Origin of the sequence: Haloarchaeobius pelagicus (genome assembly GCF_051207375.1) — an archaeon.
Lineage (GTDB): Archaea > Halobacteriota > Halobacteria > Halobacteriales > Natrialbaceae > Haloarchaeobius.
The window spans coordinates 232,507-257,639 of the sequence record NZ_JBPJZD010000001.1 but is presented as its reverse complement, the minus strand read 5'-3'; the positions used below and the strand labels follow the sequence as shown (position 1 = coordinate 257,639).

Sequence of the window (25,133 nt, the reverse complement as noted above, 5' to 3'; positions counted from 1 at the left end):
CCGTGTACCTGAACACAGAGTTTTTGTAACCATCAGACAATCGCATAGTGAAAGTGCCTTTACAGTCCGTCACTACACCGAAACAGCAAATTATTGGTGATTGTTTTCGCCTGTGTATACTTAGTACGGGACAGATACGCGCCACTCAACAAAACATAGGAGTATAGAGAATAACAGAGATATATATTTTGTCGACGAGGACGACATGAATCCGGGCAGGGTCCGGACTGAGATACGGAGCCCTGGCGTCACAGCGGAAACAACACCGGAGCACGAGCTCAAGAACACCTAGATGGCAATAATAGGATACCTTTATTAAGGCCGTCCTCGAAAGTTATGTAGTGACTCGCTCGGTTTGTTGCAAAGTTGGTTCGCTCGTCGAAAAGTACAATCTAAACGCGACCGGGAGCGCTACAGAGTTTGACGAGCAGCTGATATCACGATGGCTGGGAAGAGGCACATATTCGTCCGTCGGATATCGGCCCCTCACCGAGTGGTTCAACAAGCGGCTTCTCAAAACCGCGTACGAACAGGCCGGTCGGAACACGATGAGCGTTCGTGTCGATAGCGACTTCGAGTCCCTCACTGGTGACGACATCGTCAAGATGGAGTTGCTCGACGAACTCGACGCAGCGGGAATCGATGGGCAGGAACTGCTGGACGATATGATCTCCTGGAGTACGATGCGGAATCACCTGAAGGACTGCCTTGAAGCGGACAAGGCTACCCAACCAGCGAAGACCAACTGGGAACGCGAGAGCATCGATATCGCGATGGAGCGTAGTAAGAAGAAGGCGAGAGAGGCGCTCAAGTCCTTCAAATCCAAGGGGAAAATCGAGGACCAGCAGGACATCGACATCGAGATCAAGCTCCAGCTTTGCTGCTCGGAGTGCCCGACGCGCGTCCCGCTCGACGTCGCACTCAACCGCAACTATGTCTGTGCCGAACACCGATCCGGGTCCGTCGAGGAAGCAGAGAAGGCCCTCGAAATTGGAACCGGGTCGGGGAAATCCCTCCACTGGTCGCCTGTCGTCCATCAAACGCAAGAGCCGTCGTTCGGCGTCTGAGACGGCCGGCGTTCCCTCAGCCAGCATCGGTCCACTTGTTGACTTATCGAAGTCAATTCCAGTCTCGCCGGCTTCACTTCGGCCGGTTATATCGGGCTGAAGAAAACGTGGAATAGTGATATATTTTACCGTGCACACGCTTAAGAGCCTCGCCGACAACACGAAAATATGACCTGGGAGCTTGATATCAAGAACATCGCTGGCATCCTCGAGGGGGAAACGACCATCGAGTCGGGTCTGAATGCCGTTCGTGCCGAGAATTGGCGCGGTAAATCTAGTTTGATTCTCGCGATAGAAGCGGCCATGGGCACGCGAAATCCCCTCACAGATGGAGCAGACAGTGGTTGTGTTACGCTCACCGCCTCCGACCGGACTGTCGAGCTTTCCTTTACCAAAACGGGGAACGGAGTCTCCCGGAACGGGACACCTTATCTGGAAGACCCGTACGACAGAACATGTGCATCACTCTACGCCTTCTTGACCGAGAAGAATCCCATCCGAGAAGCCGTCAGAAATGGTGACAATCTCGAATCACTCCTAACGCAGCCGCTCGAGCTGGAAAACATCGACGACCAGATCGCCGAGCTGAAGACCGAACGAAACCAGGTCGATAGAGAACTCCAGAACGCAGAATCAGCCGGACAGAAACTGGTGGGCAAACAGAAATCACTCTCGAAGCTCGAAGACAAGCTCTCAGAACTCGAAGCGAAGCGCGAGTCGGTCGACGAACCTGAAACCGGCAGTAGTCGAGACGATTTGAGCGATGCCCGTGCAAAACGTGAGAGCATCAAGGGACAGATCGAACGACTCGAGAGCAGCATCGAACGCATCGAGGACCGCCTCGAAGACAAACAGGCCGACCTGGACGATGTTGAAGTCCCTGATTATTCGGCCGTAGACGAAGACCTGGAACAGCTGATGGAGAAGGTGAGCAATCGCGAAAGGGACATCGAATTGCTCCGGACAGTGTACACAGCAAACAAACGAGTTCTCGATGAAGACCGGGTCGAGCTTCTATCAGGTGTCGAACGCGGCCTCCTCGGTGATTCAGTCGAATGCTGGCTCTGTGGGTCAGATACGGACAGGGACGACCTTTCAGCGAAACTCGATACAATCCAGGAGCAGATTCGTGAACTCGAACGGAACGTCAGTGCGTACCGCAAAGAGAAGCGGGAACTCGAATCGAAGAAGGAAGAACAACGAACCAAGCGGAGGGAGAAAGAGCGTCTTGAATCTGACATCGGTGATTTAGAGAGTAGACTAGAGGAACGACAGGAGAGCCTCGAACGAAAGAGAGATTCGCTCGAATCGGTAGAAGAGCGGGTCGCTGAACTGTCTGAGTCCGTTAGCGAGCAAGAAGACGAACTGACAGAGGTTGAGAGTGATATCAAGTATACGCGCGAAAAGATATCAGACCTGGAGTCAGAAATCAAATCGCTCAAATCCCGTGCAGAGCAGAAGTCGACTCTCCAGAAAGAACGTGAATCGCTCTCTGATGAGATACAGGAACTGCGCTCTCGTCGGGAAACGATGAAAAAGCGAACCCGTGAAGCCTTCAGTGAATCTATCTCTGAGATTGTTGACAAGTTCGACACGAGTTACGAAAGCGCACGGTTAACTCCGAACTTCGACCTCGTCGTCGCCAGAGACGGACGCGAGGTTTCCCTCGACGCACTGAGTGAAGGGGAGGTTGTCCTCCTTGGAATAGTGGCTGCACTGGCCGGCTTCGATGCATACGAGGTGGACGACCAGGTTCCAGTCATTTTGGTCGACAGTCTTGGCGGCCTGACCGATCGGAACCTCCATCGACTTGTGGATTATCTCAAGGACCGGTCCGAGCGTGTAGTCTGTACAGCATATCCCGAACAGTCGTCGTTCGCTGGCAACGAGATTGATCCGGCCGAGTGGACCGTTGTTTCCGACGACTCGACGGTAAGCGCCACGAATTAAGGCTGGTAAAACCTCGGCTAAATCAGGAATTCGGGTTGATAGCCCAGCGTTGTATTGTAGAGGGCAACTCGAGAGCGGTGTTCATACCCTCCCGTCCTGAGTACTGCTACTCGTCGGGCAGTCGGTCGGCTGGGGGAAGTTTCACCGTTTCAGCGTTCGGGTGGTCGAGGGGAAATCTCATCGAAAGTTCAGCACCCTGTGAGGTGGTCTCAAATCCAACATTTGTATATACCGAGATGGCTTTGCGGTTACGAGAAGAGACCGTCAATCTCAATTCTTCGTGTTCTTTGGTAGTCGCATATGCGATTACCTGCTTGACCAGTTCAGTACCGATCCCCCGGCCCTGATAGTCGTCGTGTACGAAAAGAACGAATTCTGGGGTGACCTCCTCTGCTGGACTTACGCTGACGTGTCCCACAATCTGTTCACCTTCACGAGCGATAAGGTTCCATCCGCGCTCACGAAGGGTATCGAGCCAGTCCACAAGCTGCCTCCTCGTGACCGGTGGAAGGCCCATTGTGGAGGATTCAATCGTTTCGTACATCCCCGCCAAGGGCTCCCAGTCGCTGCTTGCTGGTGGTTGAATGAGAATCGGTGTCCCGGTTCGGTCAAAATACCGAGGGCAGCGTGGCTGACAGTAAGGGGTACCGGAGCACTCCATGTTTCTCCAGGCCAGACAAGCGTGGGCACTTGCTTCATCGGTATCAGTTCCTGGGGGCTGATCCGTTCGGTCTGTTACCATATTACTAGGTTAGTATTCGGTCTGGCATCGAATTAGTGCCGCAGTTCATTCTCAGGATATAGGAACCTCACTTGAAAGTAGGTGAGCACACAACCAGAGATACCCGATAGACTCTGGTGAATCGCCATGCCGCACTTGAATTCACTGTGTCACAGCTCGCTTGATGGTGTGGACGACAGTTCCAGCCGAGTTAGGTGTCGTTCGGTTTCCCGGTCGGACAGTGAACGTCGCGGACAGCTTGCGTTTCTGTGTCGACGAGCGTCGTCGCTTTCAGTGTTCGACACGCGATTATTCAGGTTTCGACCGGCGTAGTCGCGTCGACCGTTCAATCCCAGTCAAGCGAGCGAAGCCCAGTATCCGAACTGACCTGTGAGACACCCATTCCTGGACCCAATTGCAAGGTGGCTCGTCCCCCTGAAGAAGCCGAGCAGTGAGGTCAGAAACCCCGTGGAATACCGAACAGACAACGTGAACACGTTACTATAGCAGACGTTAGAATTATTTGCTCACATAGTGTTGCAGTCGTTAATGGACCATCTCGACGAGATCTCTATCGAAGAGTTGCAAAGGGCTCTCGACAATGTGGAGGGGAAGAAGCCGACAGAGCGGCTGTTAGCAGCCATCGCATACAAGAACGGTGTGACGCAGACGGAGTTGGCCGAGTGGTATAACGTTCAGCGGCGGACGATCTACAGCTGGCTCAAGCGCCTCGACACCGACGAGTCGCTTGAGTCGGCCGTTTCTGATAGTAAACGAACTGGAAGAAAGCGTAAGCTCTCAACAGTACAGCAAGAAAAATTCGAGGGCGCTGTTCACGAGCCACCCGAAGAAGTCGGTATCGACGCGCCGGCGTGGACGCCGGCGCTCGCCCAACAATATCTCGCAGACAGCTTCGATGTGGAGTACTCGATCCCGAGTTGCCGGCGGTTGCTGAAAGAAGCGGGATTGAGCTATCAAAAACCTCGCCGAACAGCCGCCGGGGCTGACGAACGCGATCGAGAAGCGTTCCACGAGGAGTTCAAAAGAAGCGGCGGGAGATGGACGCCACCGTAGTCCGTATCGACCAAACCAAGAAATCCGTGCAAGTCGAGCCGCGTGCCGCGTGGTTTCCGCGCGGTCCTCTGTCGAACTGTCCGGGCACCGCGACTGGACGTGTTTACTGGACGCGATCATCGAGTATTTCCCGCCGATTACGCTATACACCCCAATTTTGTATCATACTAAGATTTCTTATATTATTTGGTAGTGGTGCTCGATAGAGCGCCGTATTTTCAGGCGTCGGCCGTCACGGACCTGGCGGCCTGTGGCGACCGCGATTTCATCACGTTCCCAGCGTACCCACCAGAACTGAACCCTGTCGAAGAGTGCTGGAGACAGTTGCAAGCAGCTCTGAGCAACCGGTTCTTGACTCACTCGACGGTCTCACAACAGCGATTGACACTACTCTCGACCAGACCTCTATCCAAAAGTGAGCAACTATTTCTAACGACTACTCGAGTTACTCGAACCCGACAAGGGTGTTTCCGAACGGAACCACGGCCCGGGTACCGGCGACGATAGGATTACCGACGAGTCCTGCGCGTTCGACTGTCGCCAACTGCTCACCAGTCTCGCGGTCGAAGAGCATCGCCAGACCGCGTTCTCTGTCTACGTACTGGGTTCCACCGCTCTCGTATCCCTCGTTCCCGGCGATGACGAGCGTGTCCTGGCCGACTGCTGGTCGCGACCACCGGAGCACCGATGTCGACAGGGACCACAGCAGTTCACCCGTGCCGAGGTCGAGTGCGCGGAGCGCTCCGTCTGCAGACCCGACGTACGCCGTCTCGTCTGCGATCGCCGCCCCGTACACCTGGCGGGTGTGGTCGCTGCCGTCGACGGGTTCGACGGGTGCGGTCCACTGCTCGTCACCGGAGGCAGCATCGAGGGCGACGATTGTGTCCCCGCCCGCGACAACCGTCCCTGCAGTGACTGCCGGGCTTCGGTCGAGCCGACCGACTCGCCGAGGGCGTGACCGGACGGCGGTCCGGAACTGTGTCTCTCCCGTCTCGGCGTCGACGGCGAGCACGTCCGGCCCGTCACGAACGTATACCCACCCATCGGATTTCGTCGGACTGGCTCGAATCGGATACGTCGTCTCGATGGGCCAGCCGTTGGCTGCGAAGCCCGCTTCATCGCCGACGGTTGCGCGGGCCACCGCGCCGTTCGCGTCGGCCGACGGTGGATACTCGCTGAACCCGATATGGAGTTCTTCGTCGACGGTAGGCGTGCTGTCCAGCCGGTGTGGACCGGTCCCCTCGTGGCTCTGTGGTCGCGGTGCCTGTATCGTCCAGTCGATGCCGTCACCGGGGCTGACACCGACGACCTCGCCGGCTCGGGTCCCGAAGACGACCCATCCGTCGGTGAGGACCGGTTCTGTCGTCACTGGCCGACCGCCCGAGAGGTCACCGCCCAGCCGACGACCGTCGGCCACGCTGAACGCGGTGATTCCACCGGCCCGTGACGCCGCGTAGACGACTCCATCGGCCGCCGAGACCCGAAGCGTATCGACCGTCCGGAGCGACTGCACCCACTGCTCGGTCAAGCCCGTGGGTCCACTGGCGTCGCCGACTCGGCCCGTATGGCCGTGGTCACCTCGGAACGTCTCCCAGCCCGACACTGACCGGCCTGTCTGAAACGTGTCTGTGGCTGTCGCCGACTCCGTGGCCGTCCCTGTCGTCTTACTGCCAGTCCCGTGCTGGGCCGTCGTCTGGCAGCCCGCGACAGCAGCGACTCCCGCGACGGCGAGTGTCCGGAGTGCGCTGCGTCGGTCCATCGTCTGGTTTGAGATGTCTGCCATCGGGTATTAACTGTGGGTGACGATGCTACGCTCGCAGTGCGTCGGATAGATGTGCCGGTCTCGGGCGTCGTTTTCGGCGCTGTCATCGTCTCGTCGTCCATCTTCACCGAGGGAGCCGCACAAGAGAGTAGCAGGTTCTCCTCGGTGAAGGTTACTACAAGCGATCCAACGACTACCGGAAACCGTCTATCCTCTCCGAGCCATTCTACCGAGCCACCAACTCTCGAACGCTCGGCCGATAGCGGCGAACCGGTCGGGCAACCGTTCCTGTACGGTCGCTGCACTCTTGGCCCAGAGCCACGTCTCTGGTCGTATGGTCACCGTCCGACCGGCCACGCACGAAGACATGCCTGCCGTCGCCAGCCTGCACGCGGCCTCGGCACGTGAACTCGGGCGCACCCACTACGACGACCGACAGGTGCTCGCCTGGGCTGGCCGGAAGGACCCCGAGAAGTACCCGTACGACGAGCCGGGCGAGCACTTCGTCGTCGCGGAACTCGACGGCGAGGTCGCGGGCTTCGGACATCTGGCGGTCGACGACGGCGAAGTTCGGGCGGTGTACGTCAAGCCGGCGGCAGCGAGGCGAGGCGTCGGCTCCGCGCTGCTGGCACACCTCGAGGGCACGGCCAGGGACGCCGGGCTCGACGGCTGTTACCTGTGGGCGTCGCTGAACGCGGTCCCGTTCTACCGGCAGGCTGGCTGGGACGTGGCCGGTGCCGATGTGGTCGAGACCACGAGGAACGGCGTCACTGCCGAGCTGGCGGTCAAACTCATGGAGAAGACGTTCGTGTAGTCACCACTCGAGAGCCCGGCGTCGCTCGTCGCTCAACGCGACGAAGGCAGCCGTCCACTCGGGGACATCCGGATGGCTCTCCACCGCCGATGGTGTGAGCCAGTGCAGGGCGGCAACCTCGTCGGAGGCCGCGATGTGGGCGTCGCCACCGTCGTGACGTGCCAGGAAGACGACGTTGAGGCAGGGGTCTCCGGAATCGGTAACGAAGGCGTTGCTCTGGACGTACTGCAGGTCGGTGACCGACAGCCCGACCTCCTCGCGGACCTCACGGTGGACCGTGCTCTCGAGCGCGCTCGTGTCGTGCTCGGTGCGTTCGACTTTCCCACCGACGAGGGCGAGGGTCCCGGGTGCGTGGTCCTCGGCGGGAGCACGCTCGACGAGCAGGTACTCCCCGCCGCTGTAGATGGCCGCCTCGACATTCACCACGTACCGCCCACCAGATGTCATCGTAGTGTCGTCTTCAGCCAACGACTTATCACCATCGGCCATCGCAGTCGTGGTGGCCTGAACAGCCCGGCCGGAACGGCGGGGCCGCCTCAGAAGAACTTCAGCAGGTCGTCGCGCTTGTGGTCGTGGAGGATGGACCGGACGGCCTGCTCGAACGGGTCGATACGGCCCTGCTTCGCCGAGATGGGGGCGATGGTGTCCTGCCACTGCTTCCACGGCGGGTAGAGGCCGAGACGGTCACAGAGGTCGTTCAGGCGTTCGTCCTTGTCGTCGACCTTGTCCATCTTGTTGACCGCGACGACGGTGGGGACGCCGAGTTCCTGCAGGAAGTGGAACATCTCCACGTCGTAGGGGATGGAGTCCGGGCCGGAGTGGCGGTCGATGATGTCGATGACGCTCTTGCCGTCGACCACGACGACGCCGACGAGGAAGTTGTCGGCGTACTCCTCGAGGTAGTGGACGATGTCGTCCTTGATGGCCTCGCGTTGCTCCTCGGCCACCCCGGACATGAAACCGAAACCCGGCAGGTCGGTTATCATGAAGTCCTCGGGTGCCCAGTCGTAGTGGTTCGGCGAGCGCGTCACACCGGGCTTGCCACCCGTGTCGAAGCGGTGCCCGGTGAGCTGGCGCATCAGCGTCGACTTGCCGACGTTCGACCGCCCTACCAGGACGACCTCGTGCTCTCGGTTCGGGCGGTTCTCGAACATGGAGGGTCGTAGCCCGGGGACGGGGAAAAGCGTGTCTGGTTCGGTCGGCCCTTCCCTGCGCGGTGTGCACTCACTGTGAACGCTGGGTCTATCACACCCAGGCCCCTGGGATGGGGTATGGCCTTCGGTGAATCGCTCGCTGCTCTCTCACTCGGCGTCATCGACGCGCTGGTGCCAGCGGCCCTCGCAGCGCTGGTCGGGTTCCTCGTCGCCGCGTACGCCCTCCCGACCGAGACCGCCCTCCTGTTCACCGCACTCCTCACCGGCATCGTCTTCCTCGGGCTGACCATCCACGGCTACAACCGGTTCCGCCACGAGCGCTGGCTCTTCCCGGCGACGAAGTGGCTGGTGGGCACGGTTCGCGGCCTGCGTCCCTGACCCCCGTCCCACTCACCGAGGCTTCTTATCCGATGCCGCGGCCAACCCGGCCGTGCACTGACTGCGACTGCCGGTGACCCAGCGGTTGCGCGACGCCCTCCCCGGCAGCAGACATCGAGCGTCGCCTGTTCGCCATCCAATTCGGAGACCCACAGGCGGGAGCTATTTCTATCAGCTACCCGTCGGAGCGGACGTGCGACTCGTCCAGGTCATGATTCCGGCGGGCAAGCGCGAGGCCGTCCTCGATCTCCTCGACGACGAGGGCATCGATTACGTGCTCACCGACGAGACCAGCGGCCGGAAGTACACGGGTGTCGTCTCGTTCCCGCTGCCGTCCGAGGCCGTCGAACCGATCCTCCACGAGCTCCGCGAGGCCGGTATCGAGCGCCAGTCCTACACCGTCGTCGTGGACGCCGAGACGGTCGTCTCGAAGAAGTTCGAGCGACTCAAAGAGAAGTACGCCAGGGAGGAGGAGACCTCGAACCGTATCTCCCGCGAGGAACTGAAGTCACAGGCCAGCGAGATGGCTCCCGAAGTGCCGGCGTACGCCCTGTTGACGGTGGTGAGCGTCGTCATCGCCACGGCCGGCGTGTTGCTCGACTCGGCCGCCGTCGTCGTCGGCTCGATGGTCATCGCGCCACTCATCGGCCCCGCGATGGCCGCGAGCGTCGGGACGGTCCTCGACGACGCGGACCTCTTCTCGCGTGGGGCCCGGCTCCAGATACTCGGCCTCGTTCTGGCGGTCGTCGCCGCCGCGGCGTTCGCGGCGTTGCTCCGGACCCTCCACCTCATCCCCCCGATGGACATCCTGGTCGTCGGGCAGGTCCAGGAGCGACTGCGCCCCGATATCCTCTCGCTGGCAGTGGCACTCGGGGCCGGTATCGCCGGCGCGATGTCGATGCGTTCGGGCGTCTCCGCCTCCCTCGTGGGTGTCATGATCGCGGTCGCGCTCGTCCCGCCGACCGCCGTCATCGGCATCGGCATCGCGTACATGAAACCACTGGTGGTCCTCGGTGCGAGCGTCCTCGTCCTCGTCAACGTCCTCTCCATCAACCTCGCCGCGACGGCCACGCTCTGGTACTCCGGCTACCGGCCCGAACACTGGCTCCGGCTGGACGAGGCCCGGACGGCGACCCTCAAACGCGTCGCCGTCCTCGTCGCGTCCATCGCGATTCTCTCGGTGTTCCTCGGCGGCGTCACCTACATGTCCTACACGACCGCGGCCATCGAGGACGACATGATCGCCGGTGTCGAGACGACCGTCAGCGACTACCCCGAGCTCAGACTCGTCGACGTGAAGCTGGTCCACGAGGAGAACCTCTACGAACGCATCTTCGACCCGCGTCCCGAGCGGGTCGTCGTCACCCTCGCCAGACCACCCGGAGAGACGTATCCAGGGCTCCCCGAGCAGCTGCGCACCAACGTCGTGAACGGCAACGACGTGGCTGTCGAGGTCAGGTACATGGAGTACGAATCAGCCGAGAACGTTCAGGAAATCGGCTAACCGGTGGGTTCTCGATAGTTCTTCTCGGTTGCTCACCTACCAGAGTGTAGCATGAAGCTGAAACTCGCGGTCGCACTCGTGGCGCTACTGGTCACGACCGCCGGCTGCCTCGGGATGGCCGGTTCCATCGACGACGGGACGGTCGCTGCCAGTACCGACGACGGTGACTCGAAGAGTACGGTCTCCGTCTCCGGGACGGGGACCGTCTCGGCACCTGCAGACCTCGTGGTCGTCTCGATCGCGGTCGAACGCGAGGGCAAGACCGCCGACAGCGCCCGAACCTTCGCGGCACAGGATTCGACCAGCATGCGCGAGGCGCTCCGGGCCGCCGGGATTCCCGACGAGAACGTGAAGACGACGAGCTACCGGCTCGTCCCGCAGTACAACTACAAGGAAGGCCGTGAGATAACCGGCTACACCGCGGTCCACGCCTACGAGGTGGAGACCGACAACGTGAGCGACGCAGGGCGCATCATCGACATCGCCGTCGCCAACGGCGCAGCCCGCGTCGACAGCGTCTCGTTCAAGCTGAGCGACGAGCGCATCGCCGAGTTGCGGTCCGACGCCATCGCGAAGGCGGTCGACGCCGCCGAGGCGGACGCGAACGCGGCCGCCAGCGCTGCCGGCGTCTCCATCACGAAGGTCAAGACCATCAGCGTCTCCAGTGGCGGCTACCAGCCGCCGTACCCGGTGTACCGCTCCGCCCCCGCCGAGGACAGCACGACGCTCGAACCCGGCCCAATCGACGTGAAGGTGAACGTCAACATCGTGTACGAAGTCGAATAGGACGGCCAGCGCGGAGAACAGAACGACCGACTCAGCCGTCGAACGGCAGCTCGGGTTCGTACCCGATAGCGTCGACGGCTGCATCGAGGACGGTGTCCAGATTCTCGTCCTCGGTCACGCTCATGTAGTAGTCTGCCTCGACGTCGCGAGAGACGTCGCTCTTGTTGCAGACGGTGATGACGGGCACGTCGCCGAACTGGGCTTCGACCGCGGCGAGTAGCTCCAGCTGGTCGTCGAGCGGGTAGCCGCAGTTCGCGCTCGCGTCGAGGACGAACAGCACGCAGTCCGCGAGGTGCGTGAGCGCCGAGACCGCCTGCGCCTCGATGTCGTTGCGGTCCTGGGGCGGGCGGTCGAGCAGCCCCGGGGTGTCGACGATCTGGTAGCGGATGCGCTGGCGCTCGAAGTGACCGACGCCGATACCCTTCGTCGTGAACGGGTAGGTCGCGGTCTCGTGGCGGGCGCGGGTGACTGCGTTGACGAACGAGGACTTCCCGACGTTCGGGTAGCCGGCGACGACGATGGCCGGCTCGTCCGGGTTGATATCGGGGAGCGTCTTCAGCTCGTCACGGGCCGCACCCAGACGGAGCAGGTCGTCCTCGATCTCCTCGACGACGTCCGCGAGGCGAGCGAACGCCTGCTTGCGGAATTTACGGGCCGTGTCGAGGTCGTTCCGGCGAATCCGGCCCTCGTACTCGCTGCGAATCTCGGCGGTCTTGCGGGAGGCCCAGGTGACCTCCGACAGCGACTTGCGCACCTCGTCGACGTCGACGATGGCGTCCGCGAGCTCGTAGTAGAACGGGTCGACCTCGTCGAAGTCCGGCCAGGCCGTCACGACGTTCTCCAGATTGTCCGAAAGGATGTTCGACGCCGTCTGGAGCATCGACGTCTGGGCCTCGTGTCCCGACTTGGCCCGGCCTGCGCGGGCGGCGCGGGAGAACGCCTTGTCGATGAGTTCCTCCGACCGTGGTGTCGTCGGAAGATTCTCGAAAATCATGCAAGGTGCTATGACAAGCGGCCATAAAAGCGCGTTTATCCCGCCTCGTCCGTGTGAGAGCGACTCGTAGCGGTCGCCGCCGGTGGTCGCTCAGGCGTAGCCTGCGTCGAGGTACGCCTCGACCGACCAGCCCCAGATGTCGTCGTCCAGCCAGTGCAGGCCCCACCAGGTGTAGCCGTCCTCGTCGGTGGGTCCATTGACTATCTCGGCGTTCGAGCCGGTCGGCATCGTCGCCACCACCGACGAATCCAGATTCGGCCGCTCGCGGGTGTTGAGGTCGGCGGTGCAGTGGACGATGTCGCCGTCCGACCACCCGCCGCCACCGCCGCCCGAGCCATCGTTCACGAGCGACATGAAGTAGTCCCAGTCCCAGGTGTTGCCGGGGTCGTACTTGCCGCCGGTGACCTGCGAGCAGTCGTTGGGGTCCGGCACCTGGTTGTGGCCGATGATACCGCCTTCGCCGGAGTACGCCGAACAGGGTGCCAGATCGTACGTCGGGTGTTGCTTGGGGATGCCGTAGGTGTCACAGACGTGGCGTGCCACCTCGGCGGCCTGCTGGTAGATGGTGTCGTTGAAGTTCGTCTCGTTGGCGTAGCCTTCCAGTTCGATGGAGACGCCCGTCTCGTTGTACTCCCAGTTGCCCTGGGTCCACGCGATGTCCTCCAGTCGGACCATCTTCGTTATCTGGTTCGACTGGTTGCCGACGACGTAGTGCGAACTCACGTTCGCGTCGGGGTTCTGGAACCAGCTGATGCAGCCCTCGTACGAGCCCTCGATGGTGTGAATCACGAGCCAGCGCATATCGCTCGCGGTCCGGCTCGCGTTCGTGTAGTTGCTCGAATCCGCGGGTTCCCAGCGGTCGTGGACCGAGGCAGCTGCCGTCGACGCCGTCGCCCCGAGGAACCCGATCGAACCGAGTGATGCGCCCGTCGCCTTCAGGAATGAACGCCTGTTGCGTTGCATGGCGTGTGACTGTGTGCCAAGGGGCGCCGGAAAAGATATTTGGAATCCGACCCTAGTTTACAGTAGTTTGTTTTGGTGATTTCCATTGGATACTATGTTGCAGGCAGTGGTTCACCCATGCAACGGCGACGAAAACCGTCACCGCCGGTCCGCCAGCTCCGCCCGCAGGTCGCTCACGTCCATGTCCTTCATCGAGAGCAACACGAGCAGGTGGTAGATGATGTCGGCGCTCTCGTGGGCGATCTCCTCGTGGTCGTCGTCCTTCGCGGCCAGAATCAGTTCGGTCGCCTCTTCGCCGAGCTTCTCCAGTACCGCGTTCTCGCCCTTCTCGTGGGTGAACAGACTGGCGGTGTAGGAGTCCTCGGGAAGCGTTTCCTTGCGGTCTTCGATGACCGCGAACAGGTCGTCGAGAATTGCGTCGGTGCTTTCGGTCATGCGTACTCGGCTACCTCGCGGATGTCGTCGAGTTCGGCGAACTCGGCGGGGTCGCGCCGGCCGTCCTCGTACACCTCGTCGTCGACCTCGAGCGGGGCGTTCGTCCGGGCGGCCAGTGCCAGCGAGTCGCTGGGTCGGGCGTCGATAACCACGTCGCCCCGCGGCGTGTTCACGTGCAGGTCGGCGATGTAGGTCCCCGAATCGACACGGCTCACGACCACCTTCGTCACGCGCCCGCCCAGCTCCTCCATCACGTCCAGCAGGAGGTCGTGGGTGAGCGGTCGCCCGATGTCCGTGGCGTCCAGCCCGCGGACGATGGCGATGGCTTCGTCGAACCCGATGAAGATGGGCAACACGTCGTCGTCCTCCTCGACCTCGAGTACGACCACCGGAACGGGCCCATCCTGGGTCCCGGCGACGCGTACCGTGTCGATGGATGCCTTCATAGCCCGACGGAAGGGTGCCAGCAAGAAAAGCCTGCGTTCTCAGCGTGCAAGCTGTTCGGCTTCTGCGGCGAAGAACGCGAGCCGGTGGATGCGTACGTCGGGCGTGAGTTCGGGGTGGAACGAGGTGCCGATGACCGGGCCGTCGCGGACCGCGACCGGCTTGCCGTCCCACTCGGCGAGCACCTCGACGTCGTCGCCGACGGCGTCGATGAGCGGCGCGCGGATGAACACCGCGGGGAACGGTTCGTCGAGCCCCTCGACGTCCAGCGGTGCCTCGAAGCTGTCCTTCTGGCGGCCGAACGCGTTCCGGTCGACGGTCACGTCGACGAGGTCGAGTGTCCGGACGCGGTCGTCCTTCGCGTCGGTCGAGGAGACGATGAGCCCGGCACACGTCGCGAGCAGCGGCTTGTCGGCGGCGACGTGAGCGACGATCTCCTCGTCGATGCCCTCGTCGTGGAGGAGCCGCGAGATGGTCGTCGATTCCCCGCCGGGCAGCAACAACAGGTCGCAGTCGGGGACGATGCCCGACTCCCGGATCTCGTGGACGGTCACGTCCTCGCCGTGGGCCTCGCCCGCGCGCCGGATGGCGTCGGCGTGTTCCGAGACGTCGCCCTGAACGGCGATGACGCCGGCTGTGAGTGTCATACTCGCTGGTAACGACCGGTCGAAGAAAAACGTCGTGTTCGTCCGTCGCCGTGGTTACAGTGCGACGCGCATCACGAGGACGAGCGCACCGAAGAAGACACCGAATGCGACGATGGTCTTCGGGTCGACTCGGATGGCGTTGCGGTCCTCGGCGTCGAAGTAACGGACGAGTCCGGCGCTCGACATGAGGCCGCCGGAGTTCTGGCCCTTGCTCATGTTCCACCCTCCAGTCCGGACGCCTCTAAGTCTTTCGACACGGGTCGAGTCGGGGGCGGGGCCGTCGTGAGGCCGGGCCGCGACGGTCGTGCACGACGGCTACTGGAGCGCCCGCGAACCAAACCCTTATGCGCGGCGCGAGGGAATTTTCGACTCGTTATGGCAGTCACGCTCAAGGACTTCTATGCGGACTGGTGTGGCCCGTGCAAGACGCAAGACCCCATCCTCGAGGAACTCGAAGAGGACTGGGAGGGCCGCTTCAGTGTCGAGAAGGTGAACGTCGACGAGGAGCAGGACGTGGCGAACGAGTACCAGGTACGCTCGCTCCCGACCCTCATCATCGAGAACGACGACGGCATCGTCGAGCGCTTCGTCGGCGTCACGCAACGCGACGATCTCGAGGACGCCCTCGAGAAGGCTGGCGCATAGACGTCTCCCGTTTTCACCGGTCGAGAACTCCGACAGCCATGCTATAGCATGGCCGTGCTTTTCAACCGAACGTGAGTTACGTCGCGTATGGATTCCTCCGGTGAGGCACCAAGACCTGACGAGTCACACATGGTCATCGCCGACGTGACCGTTCCAGCGCACGCGTTCGAGCTGGGACGCGTGTTCGAAAACGTCCCCAACGCCCGTGTCGAACTGGAGCGTATCGTTCCCATCGACGGGGGGCGGATGCCACTCATCTGGGTCTCGAACGAGGAGCGGGCCGAGGCCAGGGCGAGCCTCGAGGCCTCGTCCGCGACCAGCTCCGTCATCGAACGGACCGACGACGGTGACCGGACCCTGTTCGAGGTCCGCTGGACCGAGGACCTCGACGGGCTGGTGTCGATACTGGAGGAGACGAACGCCAAGTTACTCGAAGGCACCGGCATCGGAGAGGGCTGGGACCTGCGCATCCAGTTCGACGGACGCCCCGCACTCCGGGCGTTCAGGGACAAGTGCACGGAGGCGGACATCCGGGTGTTGCTCCGGCGCATCTACAACCCGCACGTCCCCACAAACATGTCGCTCATCTCGGATGAGCAGCGAGAGGCTATCGTGCTGGCGTTCGAACACGGCTACTTCGAGGTGCCACGGCGGACCAGCGCGATGGAACTCGGCGAGATGCTCGGCATCAGCGACAACGCCTTCTCCCAGCGACTCCGGCGCGGGCTCTCCGCGCTGGTCGAGACGACGCTCATCCACCAGTAACCCCTCGCCTTCGACATCGAATTCTACTATCGATATCGAACCGGTTTCGCGCCACCACCGCGCCACCTCCCGATTCCCCGTTATCCGTGAACTAGCACATTCAGGGCGCGACTTCATAACCCTCGGTAGCGAAGCTTCTATATAAACAGGGGGCTGCGGAGACAATGATACCAATCGTCGACATCACCGTGCCTGGCGACGCGTTCGAGCTCGGCCGTCTGCTCGAAGAGGTCCCGGGAATCAGAATCGAACTCGAGCGCATCGTCCCGCTACAGGACACCATCATTCCGCTGTTCTGGGTCTCGAACGGGGACCAAGCAGAGATCGAGGAGATACTGCGCGACTCGGCGCTCACCGAGGAGGTGACCTACCTCACCGAGGACGGGAAGCGGAAGCTGTTCGAGGTGCGCTGGAGCCGCGACGTCAACGGGCTCATCAAGGCGCTGCTCGACACCCGGGCGAAGATGCTCGAGGGCGAGAACATCGGCGAGGGGTGGGACTTCCGACTACAGTTCCCGAGCCACGACGAGCTCTCGGAGTTCCGTCGCATCTGTGACGAACAGGAGGTCCCCATCATCCTCCGCCGGCTGTACAACCCGCACTTCCCGCGCGACGGGAACTCGATGTCGACCGAGCAGCAGGAGGCCATCCTGCTGGCGTACGAGCGCGGTTACTTCGACGTCCCCCGGAACGTCAACATCGACGAACTCGCCGAGGTCGTCGGTATCAGCGACAACGCGTACTCCCAGCGGCTCCGGCGGGGACTCTCGAACCTCATCTACGAGGCGATGGTCAACCACTGAGAGGGAGTATTGGAGCGTATTTCCGGAGTGTGCCAACCCCAGGGCGGCGCGTACCGATAAATCGCAACAACAGGCCCGATGACGCCCGGTTCGAACGCGAAGGAGACCACGGTACCTGCACCACGTTCAACCCCTTCGATAGCCCCTACTTGGCGTAAATTGCTTCGGCAGCGAGGGAAAGAACCAGGAGCGACCGACTTCGGTCTCGAAGGAAAGCCTCGTCCCCCGTGCCACCCAATACCAAGGTGCGGGAGCGGACAAGCGTGGCGACGGCTGCAGGTGTCGTGAACGCCTTCTGGGGGGGAGGCGCTCGGGGGTCGACACCGGTGTGGCCTCGCACCGCTTCGAGAGCCGTCACCGAGACCGGCGGCTCTCAGGTCTCCCGCTTCGTTTCGATTCGTGACCGGTTCGCTGTGACCCACGCGTTCGTGCCGTTCGTTTTCGATACTCGAGAACCCCGAGCAGTGACGTCGCCGTGACTCAGTGGAACGTGACGCCCACGTCGTGCATCCCGTCGTTGTAGCGGGCGATGTTGATGACGAGCGGCGTGATGCTCTCGACCTCGGCCGCGTTGGCCAGCGGGCCGGCGTCGAGCGGGCGCAGCCCCTCGATCTCGTTTGCGAGTCGGCTCACGATGTCCTTCGCGTCGGGGTCGTCCCCGACGAGGAGCGTGTCGAGGTCGAGTTCGGCGTCGAGGTTCGCGAGGCGGTCCGCGGAGAGGTTGTGGAACGCACCGACCGTGGAGACGCCCTCCGGGGCGGCCTTCGCGGCGAGTGCCGTCACCGACCCTGCGCCAGGGCGGTGATAGTGCATCCCGTCCTCGTCGCCTTTCATGCCGACCGCAGGCGAGACCAGGATGGTGTCCTCGTCGAGCTTGTCGGCGACGCTCTCGACCGTGTCCGCGACGTGGTACGGCGGGACGGCGAGGACGACGACGTCCGCCCGGTCGGCCGCCATCTCGTTGGCGAAGCCGTTGACCGTCACGTCGACGCCGCGGCTGTCGAGTTCGGTCTCGTACTCCTCGGCCATCGTCCGTGCCTTCTCCGGGTCGCGCGACCCGATGAGTATCTCGTGGTCCGTGTCGTAGGCCCAGCGCAGGGCGAGCCCCTGCCCGATGTCACCAGTACCGCCGAGTAGTGCGATTCGCATACGTGTGTCGTGGTTGCGGATGGGAAATAAGGGTTCGGAGTCGGCAGCCCGGGCCGGTGTCAGAAGCGCGGGCGGGACTCAGGAGAACAGGCCGTGGAGCCGGTCGAACACGCCGTAGTAGATGACGATCTCCGCGACGAGGAACAGGCCGCCGACGCTCCCGGCGACCGCCCCGAGCTGGTACTCCTGCCTGAGCTCCCAGAGCATCGTGGGGTCGAGCCGGCTGAACGCCGCGCCGGCGACGAGCAACAGCGCGAGCAGACAGCCCGCGAACAGCCAGAGCCGGTTCGGTCGCCGCCCCTCTGCCGGGTTCTCTTTGCTCGCGACGTGGTACCCCAGCAGGAGCGTCAGGGGTAGCGCCGCGCCGATGTACGCGACCGTACTGAACACGTCGGGTGGACTGAAGGTTGTGCCACCGACGACCGCAGGGGCGGCCCCGAGTGGGACGGCCCAGGAGAGACGCCGCAGTATCAGACTCATTGGGGAGAGATTGTACCGGTATCGTATAAAATTGCTATTCACTCGGGACGGTTTCGGCCGAGGCGACGGCGAACCGGTGCGGCGCTCGGCGCGAACGCGAGCCAGCCCCCGACGAGGAGCGCCGCGAGCAGCAAGAGTCCCGTCTGGAGGGTCGTCAGCGTCGGGTCCGGCACGAGGAGCGCGCCAAGAATCACCACGCCGAGGACGGTGACCGCGAACAGCCAGAGGTCCGCGATGGTGGCATCGAGGACCCGGTAGCCAGTCCGAGAGAACCAGAGTCCGGCCACCAGCGCCAGCAGGATGCCCGGAACGAACGACAGGAGTTGCGTGACGGGGTCCGGCGGAGAGAGCCACGCCGGGAGCACCCATGCGAGAAGCAACAGGGGATACAGCGACCGCGAGAGGGAGGGCTGGTCGGGCATAGGCGATAGTTCCGAGAACGGACCCGAGAACCGTTCCCTACTGCTCGACGCCGAGCAGCCCCGGCAGCAGGTTCACGTCGTCGAGGATGGCCTGTGCGCCGTAGGCGACGAACTTCTGCTTGCCCTCGACACCGGTCAGCCCACCCGTGAGGACGCCGACACCGGTGTACGTACGAGACTCGTCCTCCTCGTTCGCCCGGCGGGCCGTGGTCACGTCGTCGATGGTGTCGCCGACGAACACCACGTCCTCGCTGTCGAAGCGCTCCGCGAGCGTCATGAGCGCGTGCGGGTGTGGCTTGCCCTCCTCCCAGTCGTCCATCGTGAAGCGATGCTCGTCGGGGATATCCAGCCCGACCCGCGAGAGCGCGATGTCGGCCTCTGCCGACGGGCGACCCGTGACGACGCCGACGTCGAAGTTCGCCTGGAGTACCTCGATGGTCTCGGGCTCGATGATGATCGGCTCGTCGTGGATGAACCCCTCGCAGTCGATGTCCGGCTCACTGCCTTCGAGCGTACGATACAGGTCGCTCCCGAGGTAGAGCTGCTGGAACACGTCGCGCAGGCGCTCGGGGTCCCACTGCTCTTTGATGCGTTCGAACGCGTTCGCGCCGACCTCGGCACCCATCGCGAGTTCCGCGCTGTCGAGGCCGCCGCCGTGCTCGCGAATCTCGTCGGTGAACTCGTCGAGCGAGAGCGAACAGCCCTCGCGGAGCGCCAGCACGTACAGTGCCGCGGCGTACGTCAGCTCCCAGTCGTTGTTGAATCCTCCGGCGTCCTTGAACGACTGGATGTCCTCTTTGCGGATGGTCTGGTCGTAGACGCGCTCGACGGACTCCACGATGGCTCGGCGATAGGAGTCCGCCACGTCCACGAGCACCCCGTCGATGTCGAGGACGACCGTGTCTGCCTCCATGTTCACGGACACTAATCTCACGGGTAATGGGCCTATCGGACCGGCAAGGCATCGTGTCGCCGAACTTACCGACCAGGGCCAGTCCGGGCCACGTACAGCGTATCGCCCGGAATCGTCTCTCGCGTCACCGGAATCGCGGGCTGGTCGCCACCGAGCGTCGTGAACACGAACTCCGCGCCGACGCGCTTCGCGACGTCCCAGACGGGCCGGTGCAGCTCTGGCGGGAGGTTCAGTGCGTAGAGCACCTCGGCGTCGCGGTACACGTCGAGGTCGGGGGCGGTCACGTCGTCGCGGACGAACCGGACCCCCTCGGGCACCGGCCGCTCGTGGATGTCGGTGGCGGTGACCCGGACCCCGCGCTCGGCGAGGCCCGCGGCCACGTCGGTCCGGTTGCCGATTCCGACCTCGACGACCGCCTCGTACTTCGCTAACCACCCGCAGAGAGCGGGTGTCGAATCGGTTACCACGGCGGGATGTTTATGCCCGAAGCTGCCTTATCGTTTGGCATGCACGTCGACATCGTTCCTGTGGGTGACGTGTCCGCACCAGTCAAGCGGGCGGCATCCGAAGGGCTACGGACGGTCTACGACTGTAACGTGACCGTTCACGAGCCCCAGTCGCTGCCCAGTGGTGCGTACGACCCCAAGCGCAACCAGTACTCCGCCGAGGAGTTCATCCAGCTGGCAGAGCGCGTTGGTAACGGGGAGAAGAACATCGCTGTCACCCCCAAGGACCTCTTCTATCGCCGACGGAACTACGTCTTCGGACTGGCCTATCTCGACGGCAGCGGGAGTGTCGTCTCCACGTACCGACTGCAGACCTCCAGTGACGGTGGGTTCTCGCACAAGAGCTCCGAGGAGATCTTCGAGGACCGCATCCGCAAGGAGATCGTCCACGAGATCGGCCACACACTCGGGCTCGAACACTGCGACAACAACCGCTGCGTGATGAACTTCTCGCCGACTGTCCGCGAGGTCGACGTCAAAGAAGAGACGCTGTGTGGCACCTGCCAGCGCATGGTGCTCTGAGGTGATGCGGGGGGATGGGCTTCCGAAGGGCTGGGTCCGCGAGTACGAGGGGCGACACGGAGCCGAGTTCTACCACGAGGCGCGCAACCTGACCGTCAGCGTCCTGCCGCGCTACGACTCACCTGCGGGGAGAGCCAGCGCCATGACGCCTGCAGGGTACACCGTCCGCGTTCACCGACTGTTCTCGTCCGACTTCGCCGTGCCCCTGACCGTCGGGACCACCACGACGTTCGAGGCGGCCACAGAGCTGGCGACCGAGTACATGGAGCAGTTCTCGACCGAGTTCGTCCGCAAGGGCGGCCCGAACGAGACGGTCGTCATCGAGGCGCTCTCGACGGTCGCGGACTACTCGGACGACCTGCTCGTCAGCGTCGTCCAGTCCCGGACCGGGTGGGGCCTCGCCGGTGTCGCACACTGCTCGCCGGCGTCCGTCGAGGTCGTCTACCGCGAGGACGACCGGACGCTCTCCCAGTCCGAGGCGACCGGGCTGTACGAGGCGGTTCGTGACGGCGTCGTCGCGACGGCCGGCAGCGACCGGCCGGTCGGCACGCTGACCACGACCGACGCGGGCACCGTGGTCTGGCTCACGCCCGACGGCGACCCCGAAGCTGGGACCCTGTTCCTGTTCGCACCGGACACGCCGCTGTCGGTTCCAGCGTTCTTCGAAGACACCGCCGACCTGCTCCGTGGGCGTCCCGGTCAGCGAGCCCGATAGCGCTCGACGCCCGCAACGCCGAGCAACACGACGGCCGCGAGCAACGCGTAGAGCTGTTCCGCGAGCCCGTTCGGGAGCACGTACTTGGAAATCGACACCGCCAGCTCGAGGTAGTTTCTGACCGTCGACCCGGCGACGATGTTCGAGGACAGCCCAGCCGCCGCCGCGCTCGGCCCAGCGGCGCTCCCGTCCGCGGTGGCGGCCTCGCCCGGCTGCACCCGGTCGGCCTCGTACGGCAAGTCACCCGTCTCGACCGCCCAGACGACCTCGCCGTTCTCGTCGAGTTCGACGACCCGGTCGTTGTACGAGTCGGTGACGAGCGTGTGCCCGTTCGACAGCCGGTCACCGTCGCGCGGCCAGTCGAACAGGCCGCTGCCGCCGGCCTCCCAGGTCACCTGTCCCTCAGAATCGAACTCGACGATTCTGTCGTGTTCACTGTCGGCGACGAGCAGCGAGCCGTCACCGAGTCTGTCCGGGTTGTGCTGTTCGTACAGCGGCCCGGCCGACCCTTCGAACTGGTTCGGGCCGATGACCGGCTCGACGCGAACCGAGCCGTCGTCGGCCACGTGGAGTTCGACGACGGTGTCGAAGTTGCGCAGGCTCACCTGGAAGACGGCCGGCTCGACGCGGTCCACGTCGTTCATGTGCGTCCAGTCGGACTCCGGCCCCATGTCGTCGGGCCGGTCGTAGGTCTCCGTGGCGTTCCACTGCCACAGTTTCTCGCCCTGCTGGTCGACCGCGAACACGCGGTCGTTGCCCATGTCGACCAGCACGTACCGGGGCTCGCCGTCGACCACGTAGCGGTCCGCGTCGTGGAGTTCGTGCTCGTGCTTCTCCACGTCGTACCAGGCGTACTCCCAGACCACGTCTCTGGTGTCGCGGTCGACGAGCTGGAGGGCATTGCGGACGCAGCCGTCGGTCTCGTCGCTCGCGTACGGCTCGGGGCACTCGGAATCGGGGACGGTGTCGGCGGTCGCGACCTGCACCGTCGAGGCGTTCACCGGCTCCACGTCGAAGACGTCGCCCGGTCCGTCGTACTCCCAGACGACCTCGCCATCGGGCGAAACCTCGATGACGCGACCCTCGTCAGCGTATCCCTGCAGGCCGATGAGCGTGTTGTGCTGGGGCCGTTCCTCGGCGACGGTCAGGCGCGGTTCGGCGGGGGTGGTAGCGTAGCCAGCGAGTGCAGTGGCCAGACAGACCAGCGCCAGGAGCGCGAACAGCCGGGCGCGGCCACCGGGCTCACGGACGCGAGCGAATGCCGACGTGAGCCGTCGCAGGCGGAGGGGGAACCGTGTCACGGGCTGGGAGAAGGAACTGATAGCACGTTACCGCTTCGGTTCGATACGAACGGTAGGCGCTCAGGGGGCGTAGTAGTACTCGCCCTCGGACTTCTGCTGGCGGTCGAGCTGCGAGTCCGGCTTGTTCACCCGCGGGCGCTTGGTGCGCTCGTCACGACGGAACGTCACGTCGAGGTTCGCGAGGAACTCGTTCATGCCCGAGCGCATGCCCTGGGGTGTGCCCGCGTGCCCGTGCTTTGCGGGCTCACCGTCGAACACCATCAGGCGGTCCGCGAGCAGGTCGATCATGTAGATGTCGTGGTCGATGACCATGACCGTCGCGTCCTGGCTCTCGGCGTAGCGCCGGATGGCGCGCGTGGCCTGCACGCGCTGTTCGACGTCGAGGTGGGCCGATGGCTCGTCGAGCAGGTAGAGGTCGGCGTCCTCGGAGAGACACGCCGCGATGGCGACGCGCTGGCGCTCACCGCCGGAGAGGTCGGTGAGGTTCTGCTCCATGATGCGGCCGAGCTGGAGCGGGTTGGCGATCTCCGTCTCCCAGTACGAGGAGCCGAACTGGTCGGTGATGGAGGCGAGGAACGCGTCGACCCGCATGTGCTGGTCGATGTCGATGTACTGCGGCTTGTAGGAGATGTCGAGCTCGAAGTCGATCTCGCCCTTCGTGGGCTCGATGCCACCGTTCAGCAACTGGGCGAACGTCGACTTCCCGATGCCGTTCGGGCCGACGATACCCAGGACCTCGTTCTCGCGTATCTTCCCGCCTTCGACCGCCAGACCGAACTCGCCCTCGCCGTAGCTCATCTCGAGGTCGGGGTACTCCGCGATGACCTCGCCCTTGCTGACGGTCCGCGGGGCGTGCTCCTCGAACTTGATGGCGTTCGGGCGGATGCGCATGTTCTCGTTGTCGAGGTAGCCCTTGAGGTACTCGTTGATGCCGTTCCGCACCGATTTCGGCTTCGTGATGACACCGTACGCGCCGGGCTCACCGTAGGCGACGTGGAGGTTGTCCGCGAGCAGGTCGAGGATGGCCAGGTCGTGCTCGACCACCAGCATCGACCGGTCGCCGTCTTCCGCGAGGTCGCGGATGAGCCGCGCCGCGGTGACGCGCTGGCCGATGTCCAGGTAGGGCGTGATCTCGTCCAGGAAGTAGAAGTCCGCGTCGCGGGCGAGCGTCGCCGCCAGGGCGACGCGCTGGAGCTCCCCGCCGGAGAGGTTGTCGATGTGCTGGTCGAGCACCGGCGTGATGGAGAGGCGCTCGGCCAGCTCGTCGAGGACACCGCGCTCGTCGGCGGATTCGAGCAGCGTCCGAGTGACCCCGTCGAACTGCTTGGGAATCTGGTCGACGTACTGGGGCTTGCGGGCGACGGTCACGTCGCCGTCGCGCAGGGACTTCAGGAAGTCCTGTAACTCGGTGCCGCGGTAGCGGTCGAGAATCTCCTCCCAGTCGGGGTCGTGGCCGTAGTCCCCGAGGTTGGGCGAGAGCTCGCCCGCGAGGATGTGGACGGCCGTCGTCTTCCCGATACCGTTCGGGCCGAGGATACCCGTCACGCGCCCCGAGTCGGGGGCCGGCAGCCCGTACAGCGAGAACGCGTTCTCGCCGTAGCGGTGGGCCGGTTCCTCGGTGAGCTCCTGTGGCAGGTTGATGATCTCGATGGCGTCGAACGGGCACTTCTCGACGCAGATCCCACACGTCTCGCCCAGACAGATCTCCTCGGAGATGCGCACCTGGTCGGGCTTGCCCTCCATGGCGTCCTCGCCACGCAGGGTGATGCACTCCTTCCCCGTGCGGTTGGGCGGACAGTAGTTCTTGCACTCGTAGTTACAGCGGTCGGGCTGGCACCGGTCCAGGTCGACCACCGCGATGCTATCCTCTGCCATGGTCAGTTGGCCTGTGCGCTGAGCATGATGCCCCACGTGACGAACCACATGGAGAAGGTCATGAACGCGATGAAGAGGAAGTCCTTCGCGCCGAAGTCGTCCTTGTACACGCCGAGCAGCCGCTGGATGAGCGGCTGGATGGCGATTGCGACGAGGACGACCGCCTGTGCGGGCTGGTGCAGGGAGGCTGCTGCAGGAGCCATATCCCCGGTGAGCCACGCGGAGACGAACGCTGCGGCGACGCCAGCCGCCGCCGACAGCGTCGTGCGCGTGACCGTCCCAAAGTGCTGACCCCCGGAATCGGTGCCGGAGCCAGCTGTTTCGGTAGCCATGGTCGTTGGTGT

At 63.5% G+C, this 25,133-nt stretch carries 29 protein-coding genes and 2 pseudogenes; 12 read left to right on the top strand and 19 right to left on the bottom strand.

What is annotated here, in order from left to right:
* Positions 1 to 341: 341 nt before the first annotated feature.
* Together rdfA and ACSC1S_RS01445 are read left to right on the top strand one after the other, a co-directional pair.
* Positions 342 to 1,067 carry a rod-determining factor RdfA gene (rdfA, locus tag ACSC1S_RS01450; protein WP_435362847.1) on the top strand — a complete coding sequence of 242 codons (726 nt, stop codon included), beginning with the start codon at positions 342 to 344 and terminating at the stop codon, positions 1,065 to 1,067.
* 168 nt (positions 1,068 to 1,235) lie between these two features.
* On the top strand, positions 1,236 to 3,017 hold the full coding sequence (locus tag ACSC1S_RS01445) for an archaea-specific SMC-related protein (RefSeq protein WP_435362846.1): 1,782 nt from the start codon (positions 1,236 to 1,238) through the stop codon (positions 3,015 to 3,017).
* 106 nt (positions 3,018 to 3,123) lie between these two features.
* Here ACSC1S_RS01445 and ACSC1S_RS01440 read toward each other — a convergent pair whose 3' ends face one another.
* Both ACSC1S_RS01440 and ACSC1S_RS01435 read right to left on the bottom strand, forming a co-directional pair.
* A complete protein-coding gene (locus tag ACSC1S_RS01440; protein ID WP_435317019.1) occupies positions 3,124 to 3,678 on the bottom strand; it encodes a GNAT family N-acetyltransferase in 555 nt (184 codons plus the stop codon).
* Positions 3,679 to 3,952: 274 nt separating this feature from the next.
* Positions 3,953 to 4,039: pseudogene (locus tag ACSC1S_RS01435) on the bottom strand (IS5/IS1182 family transposase); the annotation flags it as partial.
* 248 nt (positions 4,040 to 4,287) lie between these two features.
* On the opposite strand from ACSC1S_RS01435, the pseudogene ACSC1S_RS01430 reads away from it, so the two are divergent.
* Positions 4,288 to 5,245 (top strand): annotated as a pseudogene (locus ACSC1S_RS01430) (IS630 family transposase).
* 12 nt (positions 5,246 to 5,257) lie between these two features.
* Here ACSC1S_RS01430 and ACSC1S_RS01425 read toward each other — a convergent pair.
* A complete protein-coding gene (locus tag ACSC1S_RS01425) occupies positions 5,258 to 6,571 on the bottom strand; it encodes an outer membrane protein assembly factor BamB family protein (RefSeq protein WP_435362845.1) in 1,314 nt (437 codons plus the stop codon).
* A 337-nt stretch (positions 6,572 to 6,908) separates the two neighbouring features.
* On the opposite strand from ACSC1S_RS01425, the gene ACSC1S_RS01420 reads away from it, so the two are divergent.
* A complete protein-coding gene (locus tag ACSC1S_RS01420) occupies positions 6,909 to 7,388 on the top strand; it encodes a GNAT family N-acetyltransferase (protein WP_435362844.1) in 480 nt (159 codons plus the stop codon).
* Here the strand turns inward: ACSC1S_RS01420 and ACSC1S_RS01415 are convergent, their stop codons facing one another.
* Complete coding sequence (locus ACSC1S_RS01415; protein ID WP_435362843.1) at positions 7,389 to 7,835, bottom strand: NUDIX domain-containing protein; 447 nt, start codon at positions 7,833 to 7,835, stop codon at positions 7,389 to 7,391.
* 89 nt (positions 7,836 to 7,924) lie between these two features.
* Positions 7,925 to 8,542, bottom strand: coding sequence for a GTP-binding protein EngB (gene engB, locus ACSC1S_RS01410; protein ID WP_435317013.1), 618 nt, complete (start codon positions 8,540 to 8,542; stop codon positions 7,925 to 7,927).
* A 117-nt stretch (positions 8,543 to 8,659) separates the two neighbouring features.
* Between engB and ACSC1S_RS01405 the strand changes: the two genes are divergently transcribed.
* The 3 genes from ACSC1S_RS01405 (at position 8,660) to ACSC1S_RS01395 (ending at position 11,210) form a co-directional block, all read left to right on the top strand.
* Positions 8,660 to 8,920, top strand: a complete 261-nt coding sequence (locus ACSC1S_RS01405; RefSeq protein WP_435362842.1) for a hypothetical protein — start codon at positions 8,660 to 8,662, stop codon at positions 8,918 to 8,920.
* Between the two features lie 193 nt (positions 8,921 to 9,113).
* Positions 9,114 to 10,424, top strand: a complete 1,311-nt coding sequence (locus tag ACSC1S_RS01400) for a TIGR00341 family protein (protein WP_435362841.1) — start codon at positions 9,114 to 9,116, stop codon at positions 10,422 to 10,424.
* A gap of 51 nt (positions 10,425 to 10,475) precedes the next feature.
* A complete protein-coding gene (locus ACSC1S_RS01395) occupies positions 10,476 to 11,210 on the top strand; it encodes an SIMPL domain-containing protein (RefSeq protein ID WP_435362840.1) in 735 nt (244 codons plus the stop codon).
* A 31-nt stretch (positions 11,211 to 11,241) separates the two neighbouring features.
* Here the strand turns inward: ACSC1S_RS01395 and ACSC1S_RS01390 are convergent, their stop codons facing one another.
* The 6 genes from ACSC1S_RS01390 to ACSC1S_RS01365 form a co-directional block, all read right to left on the bottom strand.
* Positions 11,242 to 12,204 (bottom strand): NOG1 family protein, encoded by a 963-nt coding sequence (locus ACSC1S_RS01390; RefSeq protein WP_435317006.1) that lies wholly within the window; start codon positions 12,202 to 12,204, stop codon positions 11,242 to 11,244.
* Positions 12,205 to 12,294: 90 nt separating this feature from the next.
* Positions 12,295 to 13,167 carry an N-acetylmuramoyl-L-alanine amidase gene (locus ACSC1S_RS01385; protein WP_435362839.1) on the bottom strand — a complete coding sequence of 291 codons (873 nt, stop codon included), beginning with the start codon at positions 13,165 to 13,167 and terminating at the stop codon, positions 12,295 to 12,297.
* A 138-nt stretch (positions 13,168 to 13,305) separates the two neighbouring features.
* On the bottom strand, positions 13,306 to 13,602 hold the full coding sequence (gene hisE / locus ACSC1S_RS01380; protein ID WP_261649925.1) for a phosphoribosyl-ATP diphosphatase: 297 nt from the start codon (positions 13,600 to 13,602) through the stop codon (positions 13,306 to 13,308).
* A complete protein-coding gene (locus ACSC1S_RS01375) occupies positions 13,599 to 14,048 on the bottom strand; it encodes a bifunctional nuclease family protein (RefSeq protein ID WP_435317003.1) in 450 nt (149 codons plus the stop codon). Before ACSC1S_RS01375 ends, hisE begins: the two co-directional genes overlap by 4 nt.
* A 39-nt stretch (positions 14,049 to 14,087) precedes the next feature.
* Positions 14,088 to 14,693 carry a pyridoxal 5'-phosphate synthase glutaminase subunit PdxT gene (gene pdxT / locus ACSC1S_RS01370; protein WP_435362838.1) on the bottom strand — a complete coding sequence of 202 codons (606 nt, stop codon included), beginning with the start codon at positions 14,691 to 14,693 and terminating at the stop codon, positions 14,088 to 14,090.
* A gap of 54 nt (positions 14,694 to 14,747) precedes the next feature.
* Positions 14,748 to 14,909: a preprotein translocase subunit Sec61beta gene (locus ACSC1S_RS01365; RefSeq protein WP_261649921.1), complete on the bottom strand. Its 162-nt coding sequence runs from the start codon at positions 14,907 to 14,909 to the stop codon at positions 14,748 to 14,750.
* Between the two features lie 159 nt (positions 14,910 to 15,068).
* On the opposite strand from ACSC1S_RS01365, the gene ACSC1S_RS01360 reads away from it, so the two are divergent.
* From ACSC1S_RS01360 to ACSC1S_RS01350, 3 genes are all read left to right on the top strand, one after another.
* Positions 15,069 to 15,338 carry a thioredoxin family protein gene (locus tag ACSC1S_RS01360; RefSeq protein WP_261649920.1) on the top strand — a complete coding sequence of 90 codons (270 nt, stop codon included), beginning with the start codon at positions 15,069 to 15,071 and terminating at the stop codon, positions 15,336 to 15,338.
* A gap of 87 nt (positions 15,339 to 15,425) precedes the next feature.
* The gene (locus tag ACSC1S_RS01355; protein WP_435362837.1) at positions 15,426 to 16,103 is read left to right on the top strand and encodes a helix-turn-helix domain-containing protein; all 678 of its coding nucleotides are present in this window, start codon (positions 15,426 to 15,428) and stop codon (positions 16,101 to 16,103) included.
* A gap of 164 nt (positions 16,104 to 16,267) precedes the next feature.
* Positions 16,268 to 16,906: a helix-turn-helix domain-containing protein gene (locus tag ACSC1S_RS01350; protein ID WP_435362836.1), complete on the top strand. Its 639-nt coding sequence runs from the start codon at positions 16,268 to 16,270 to the stop codon at positions 16,904 to 16,906.
* Between the two features lie 480 nt (positions 16,907 to 17,386).
* Here ACSC1S_RS01350 and npdG read toward each other — a convergent pair whose 3' ends face one another.
* The 5 genes from npdG to ACSC1S_RS01325 form a co-directional block, all read right to left on the bottom strand.
* Positions 17,387 to 18,055, bottom strand: coding sequence for an NADPH-dependent F420 reductase (gene npdG / locus ACSC1S_RS01345; protein WP_435362835.1), 669 nt, complete (start codon positions 18,053 to 18,055; stop codon positions 17,387 to 17,389).
* 78 nt (positions 18,056 to 18,133) lie between these two features.
* Positions 18,134 to 18,535 carry a hypothetical protein gene (locus ACSC1S_RS01340; protein ID WP_435316996.1) on the bottom strand — a complete coding sequence of 134 codons (402 nt, stop codon included), beginning with the start codon at positions 18,533 to 18,535 and terminating at the stop codon, positions 18,134 to 18,136.
* A 38-nt stretch (positions 18,536 to 18,573) separates the two neighbouring features.
* Positions 18,574 to 18,957 carry a hypothetical protein gene (locus ACSC1S_RS01335; protein ID WP_435362834.1) on the bottom strand — a complete coding sequence of 128 codons (384 nt, stop codon included), beginning with the start codon at positions 18,955 to 18,957 and terminating at the stop codon, positions 18,574 to 18,576.
* A gap of 37 nt (positions 18,958 to 18,994) precedes the next feature.
* On the bottom strand, positions 18,995 to 19,870 hold the full coding sequence (locus tag ACSC1S_RS01330) for a TIGR01548 family HAD-type hydrolase (protein WP_435362833.1): 876 nt from the start codon (positions 19,868 to 19,870) through the stop codon (positions 18,995 to 18,997).
* Positions 19,871 to 19,935: 65 nt separating this feature from the next.
* Positions 19,936 to 20,337: a UPF0146 family protein gene (locus tag ACSC1S_RS01325; protein WP_435362832.1), complete on the bottom strand. Its 402-nt coding sequence runs from the start codon at positions 20,335 to 20,337 to the stop codon at positions 19,936 to 19,938.
* Positions 20,338 to 20,376: 39 nt separating this feature from the next.
* Between ACSC1S_RS01325 and ACSC1S_RS01320 the strand changes: the two genes are divergently transcribed.
* Both ACSC1S_RS01320 and ACSC1S_RS01315 read left to right on the top strand, forming a co-directional pair.
* Positions 20,377 to 20,898, top strand: a complete 522-nt coding sequence (locus tag ACSC1S_RS01320) for an archaemetzincin family Zn-dependent metalloprotease (protein ID WP_435316989.1) — start codon at positions 20,377 to 20,379, stop codon at positions 20,896 to 20,898.
* 4 nt (positions 20,899 to 20,902) lie between these two features.
* Positions 20,903 to 21,613 (top strand): hypothetical protein, encoded by a 711-nt coding sequence (locus ACSC1S_RS01315; protein ID WP_435362831.1) that lies wholly within the window; start codon positions 20,903 to 20,905, stop codon positions 21,611 to 21,613.
* Here ACSC1S_RS01315 and ACSC1S_RS01310 read toward each other — a convergent pair.
* Genes ACSC1S_RS01310 through ACSC1S_RS01300 form a run of 3 tightly spaced genes read right to left on the bottom strand, consistent with a single transcriptional unit; the run spans position 21,598 to position 25,121 of the window.
* Positions 21,598 to 22,914 (bottom strand): NHL repeat-containing protein, encoded by a 1,317-nt coding sequence (locus ACSC1S_RS01310; protein ID WP_435362830.1) that lies wholly within the window; start codon positions 22,912 to 22,914, stop codon positions 21,598 to 21,600. The genes ACSC1S_RS01315 and ACSC1S_RS01310 overlap by 16 nt on opposite strands.
* Before the next feature lie 60 nt (positions 22,915 to 22,974).
* Positions 22,975 to 24,789, bottom strand: a complete 1,815-nt coding sequence (locus ACSC1S_RS01305) for a ribosome biogenesis/translation initiation ATPase RLI (RefSeq protein ID WP_435362829.1) — start codon at positions 24,787 to 24,789, stop codon at positions 22,975 to 22,977.
* A gap of 2 nt (positions 24,790 to 24,791) precedes the next feature.
* Positions 24,792 to 25,121 (bottom strand): EMC6-like membrane protein, encoded by a 330-nt coding sequence (locus ACSC1S_RS01300; protein ID WP_435362828.1) that lies wholly within the window; start codon positions 25,119 to 25,121, stop codon positions 24,792 to 24,794.
* Positions 25,122 to 25,133 lie beyond the last annotated feature (12 nt).

What these genes read in the sequence shown, in the direction of transcription:
- ACSC1S_RS01405 (WP_435362842.1), top strand. Translation starts at nt 8,660, where the DNA reads ATGGCCTTCGGTGAATCGCTCGCTGCTCTCTCACTCGGCGTCATCGAC.
- ACSC1S_RS01355 (WP_435362837.1), top strand. Translation starts at nt 15,426, where the DNA reads ATGGATTCCTCCGGTGAGGCACCAAGACCTGACGAGTCACACATGGTC.
- ACSC1S_RS01340 (WP_435316996.1), bottom strand. Translation starts at nt 18,535, where the DNA reads ATGAGTCTGATACTGCGGCGTCTCTCCTGGGCCGTCCCACTCGGGGCC.
- ACSC1S_RS01395 (WP_435362840.1), top strand. Translation starts at nt 10,476, where the DNA reads ATGAAGCTGAAACTCGCGGTCGCACTCGTGGCGCTACTGGTCACGACC.
- ACSC1S_RS01300 (WP_435362828.1), bottom strand. Translation starts at nt 25,121, where the DNA reads ATGGCTACCGAAACAGCTGGCTCCGGCACCGATTCCGGGGGTCAGCAC.
- ACSC1S_RS01335 (WP_435362834.1), bottom strand. Translation starts at nt 18,957, where the DNA reads ATGCCCGACCAGCCCTCCCTCTCGCGGTCGCTGTATCCCCTGTTGCTT.
- ACSC1S_RS01320 (WP_435316989.1), top strand. Translation starts at nt 20,377, where the DNA reads ATGCACGTCGACATCGTTCCTGTGGGTGACGTGTCCGCACCAGTCAAG.
- ACSC1S_RS01440 (WP_435317019.1), bottom strand. Translation starts at nt 3,678, where the DNA reads ATGGAGTGCTCCGGTACCCCTTACTGTCAGCCACGCTGCCCTCGGTAT.
- ACSC1S_RS01390 (WP_435317006.1), bottom strand. Translation starts at nt 12,204, where the DNA reads ATGATTTTCGAGAATCTTCCGACGACACCACGGTCGGAGGAACTCATC.
- ACSC1S_RS01375 (WP_435317003.1), bottom strand. Translation starts at nt 14,048, where the DNA reads ATGAAGGCATCCATCGACACGGTACGCGTCGCCGGGACCCAGGATGGG.
- pdxT (WP_435362838.1), bottom strand. Translation starts at nt 14,693, where the DNA reads ATGACACTCACAGCCGGCGTCATCGCCGTTCAGGGCGACGTCTCGGAA.
- npdG (WP_435362835.1), bottom strand. Translation starts at nt 18,055, where the DNA reads ATGCGAATCGCACTACTCGGCGGTACTGGTGACATCGGGCAGGGGCTC.
- ACSC1S_RS01415 (WP_435362843.1), bottom strand. Translation starts at nt 7,835, where the DNA reads ATGACATCTGGTGGGCGGTACGTGGTGAATGTCGAGGCGGCCATCTAC.
- ACSC1S_RS01350 (WP_435362836.1), top strand. Translation starts at nt 16,268, where the DNA reads ATGATACCAATCGTCGACATCACCGTGCCTGGCGACGCGTTCGAGCTC.
- ACSC1S_RS01305 (WP_435362829.1), bottom strand. Translation starts at nt 24,789, where the DNA reads ATGGCAGAGGATAGCATCGCGGTGGTCGACCTGGACCGGTGCCAGCCC.
- ACSC1S_RS01420 (WP_435362844.1), top strand. Translation starts at nt 6,909, where the DNA reads ATGGTCACCGTCCGACCGGCCACGCACGAAGACATGCCTGCCGTCGCC.
- ACSC1S_RS01330 (WP_435362833.1), bottom strand. Translation starts at nt 19,870, where the DNA reads ATGGAGGCAGACACGGTCGTCCTCGACATCGACGGGGTGCTCGTGGAC.
- engB (WP_435317013.1), bottom strand. Translation starts at nt 8,542, where the DNA reads ATGTTCGAGAACCGCCCGAACCGAGAGCACGAGGTCGTCCTGGTAGGG.
- ACSC1S_RS01385 (WP_435362839.1), bottom strand. Translation starts at nt 13,167, where the DNA reads ATGCAACGCAACAGGCGTTCATTCCTGAAGGCGACGGGCGCATCACTC.
- ACSC1S_RS01425 (WP_435362845.1), bottom strand. Translation starts at nt 6,571, where the DNA reads ATGGACCGACGCAGCGCACTCCGGACACTCGCCGTCGCGGGAGTCGCT.
- ACSC1S_RS01315 (WP_435362831.1), top strand. Translation starts at nt 20,903, where the DNA reads ATGCGGGGGGATGGGCTTCCGAAGGGCTGGGTCCGCGAGTACGAGGGG.
- ACSC1S_RS01365 (WP_261649921.1), bottom strand. Translation starts at nt 14,909, where the DNA reads ATGAGCAAGGGCCAGAACTCCGGCGGCCTCATGTCGAGCGCCGGACTC.
- ACSC1S_RS01445 (WP_435362846.1), top strand. Translation starts at nt 1,236, where the DNA reads ATGACCTGGGAGCTTGATATCAAGAACATCGCTGGCATCCTCGAGGGG.
- ACSC1S_RS01360 (WP_261649920.1), top strand. Translation starts at nt 15,069, where the DNA reads ATGGCAGTCACGCTCAAGGACTTCTATGCGGACTGGTGTGGCCCGTGC.
- hisE (WP_261649925.1), bottom strand. Translation starts at nt 13,602, where the DNA reads ATGACCGAAAGCACCGACGCAATTCTCGACGACCTGTTCGCGGTCATC.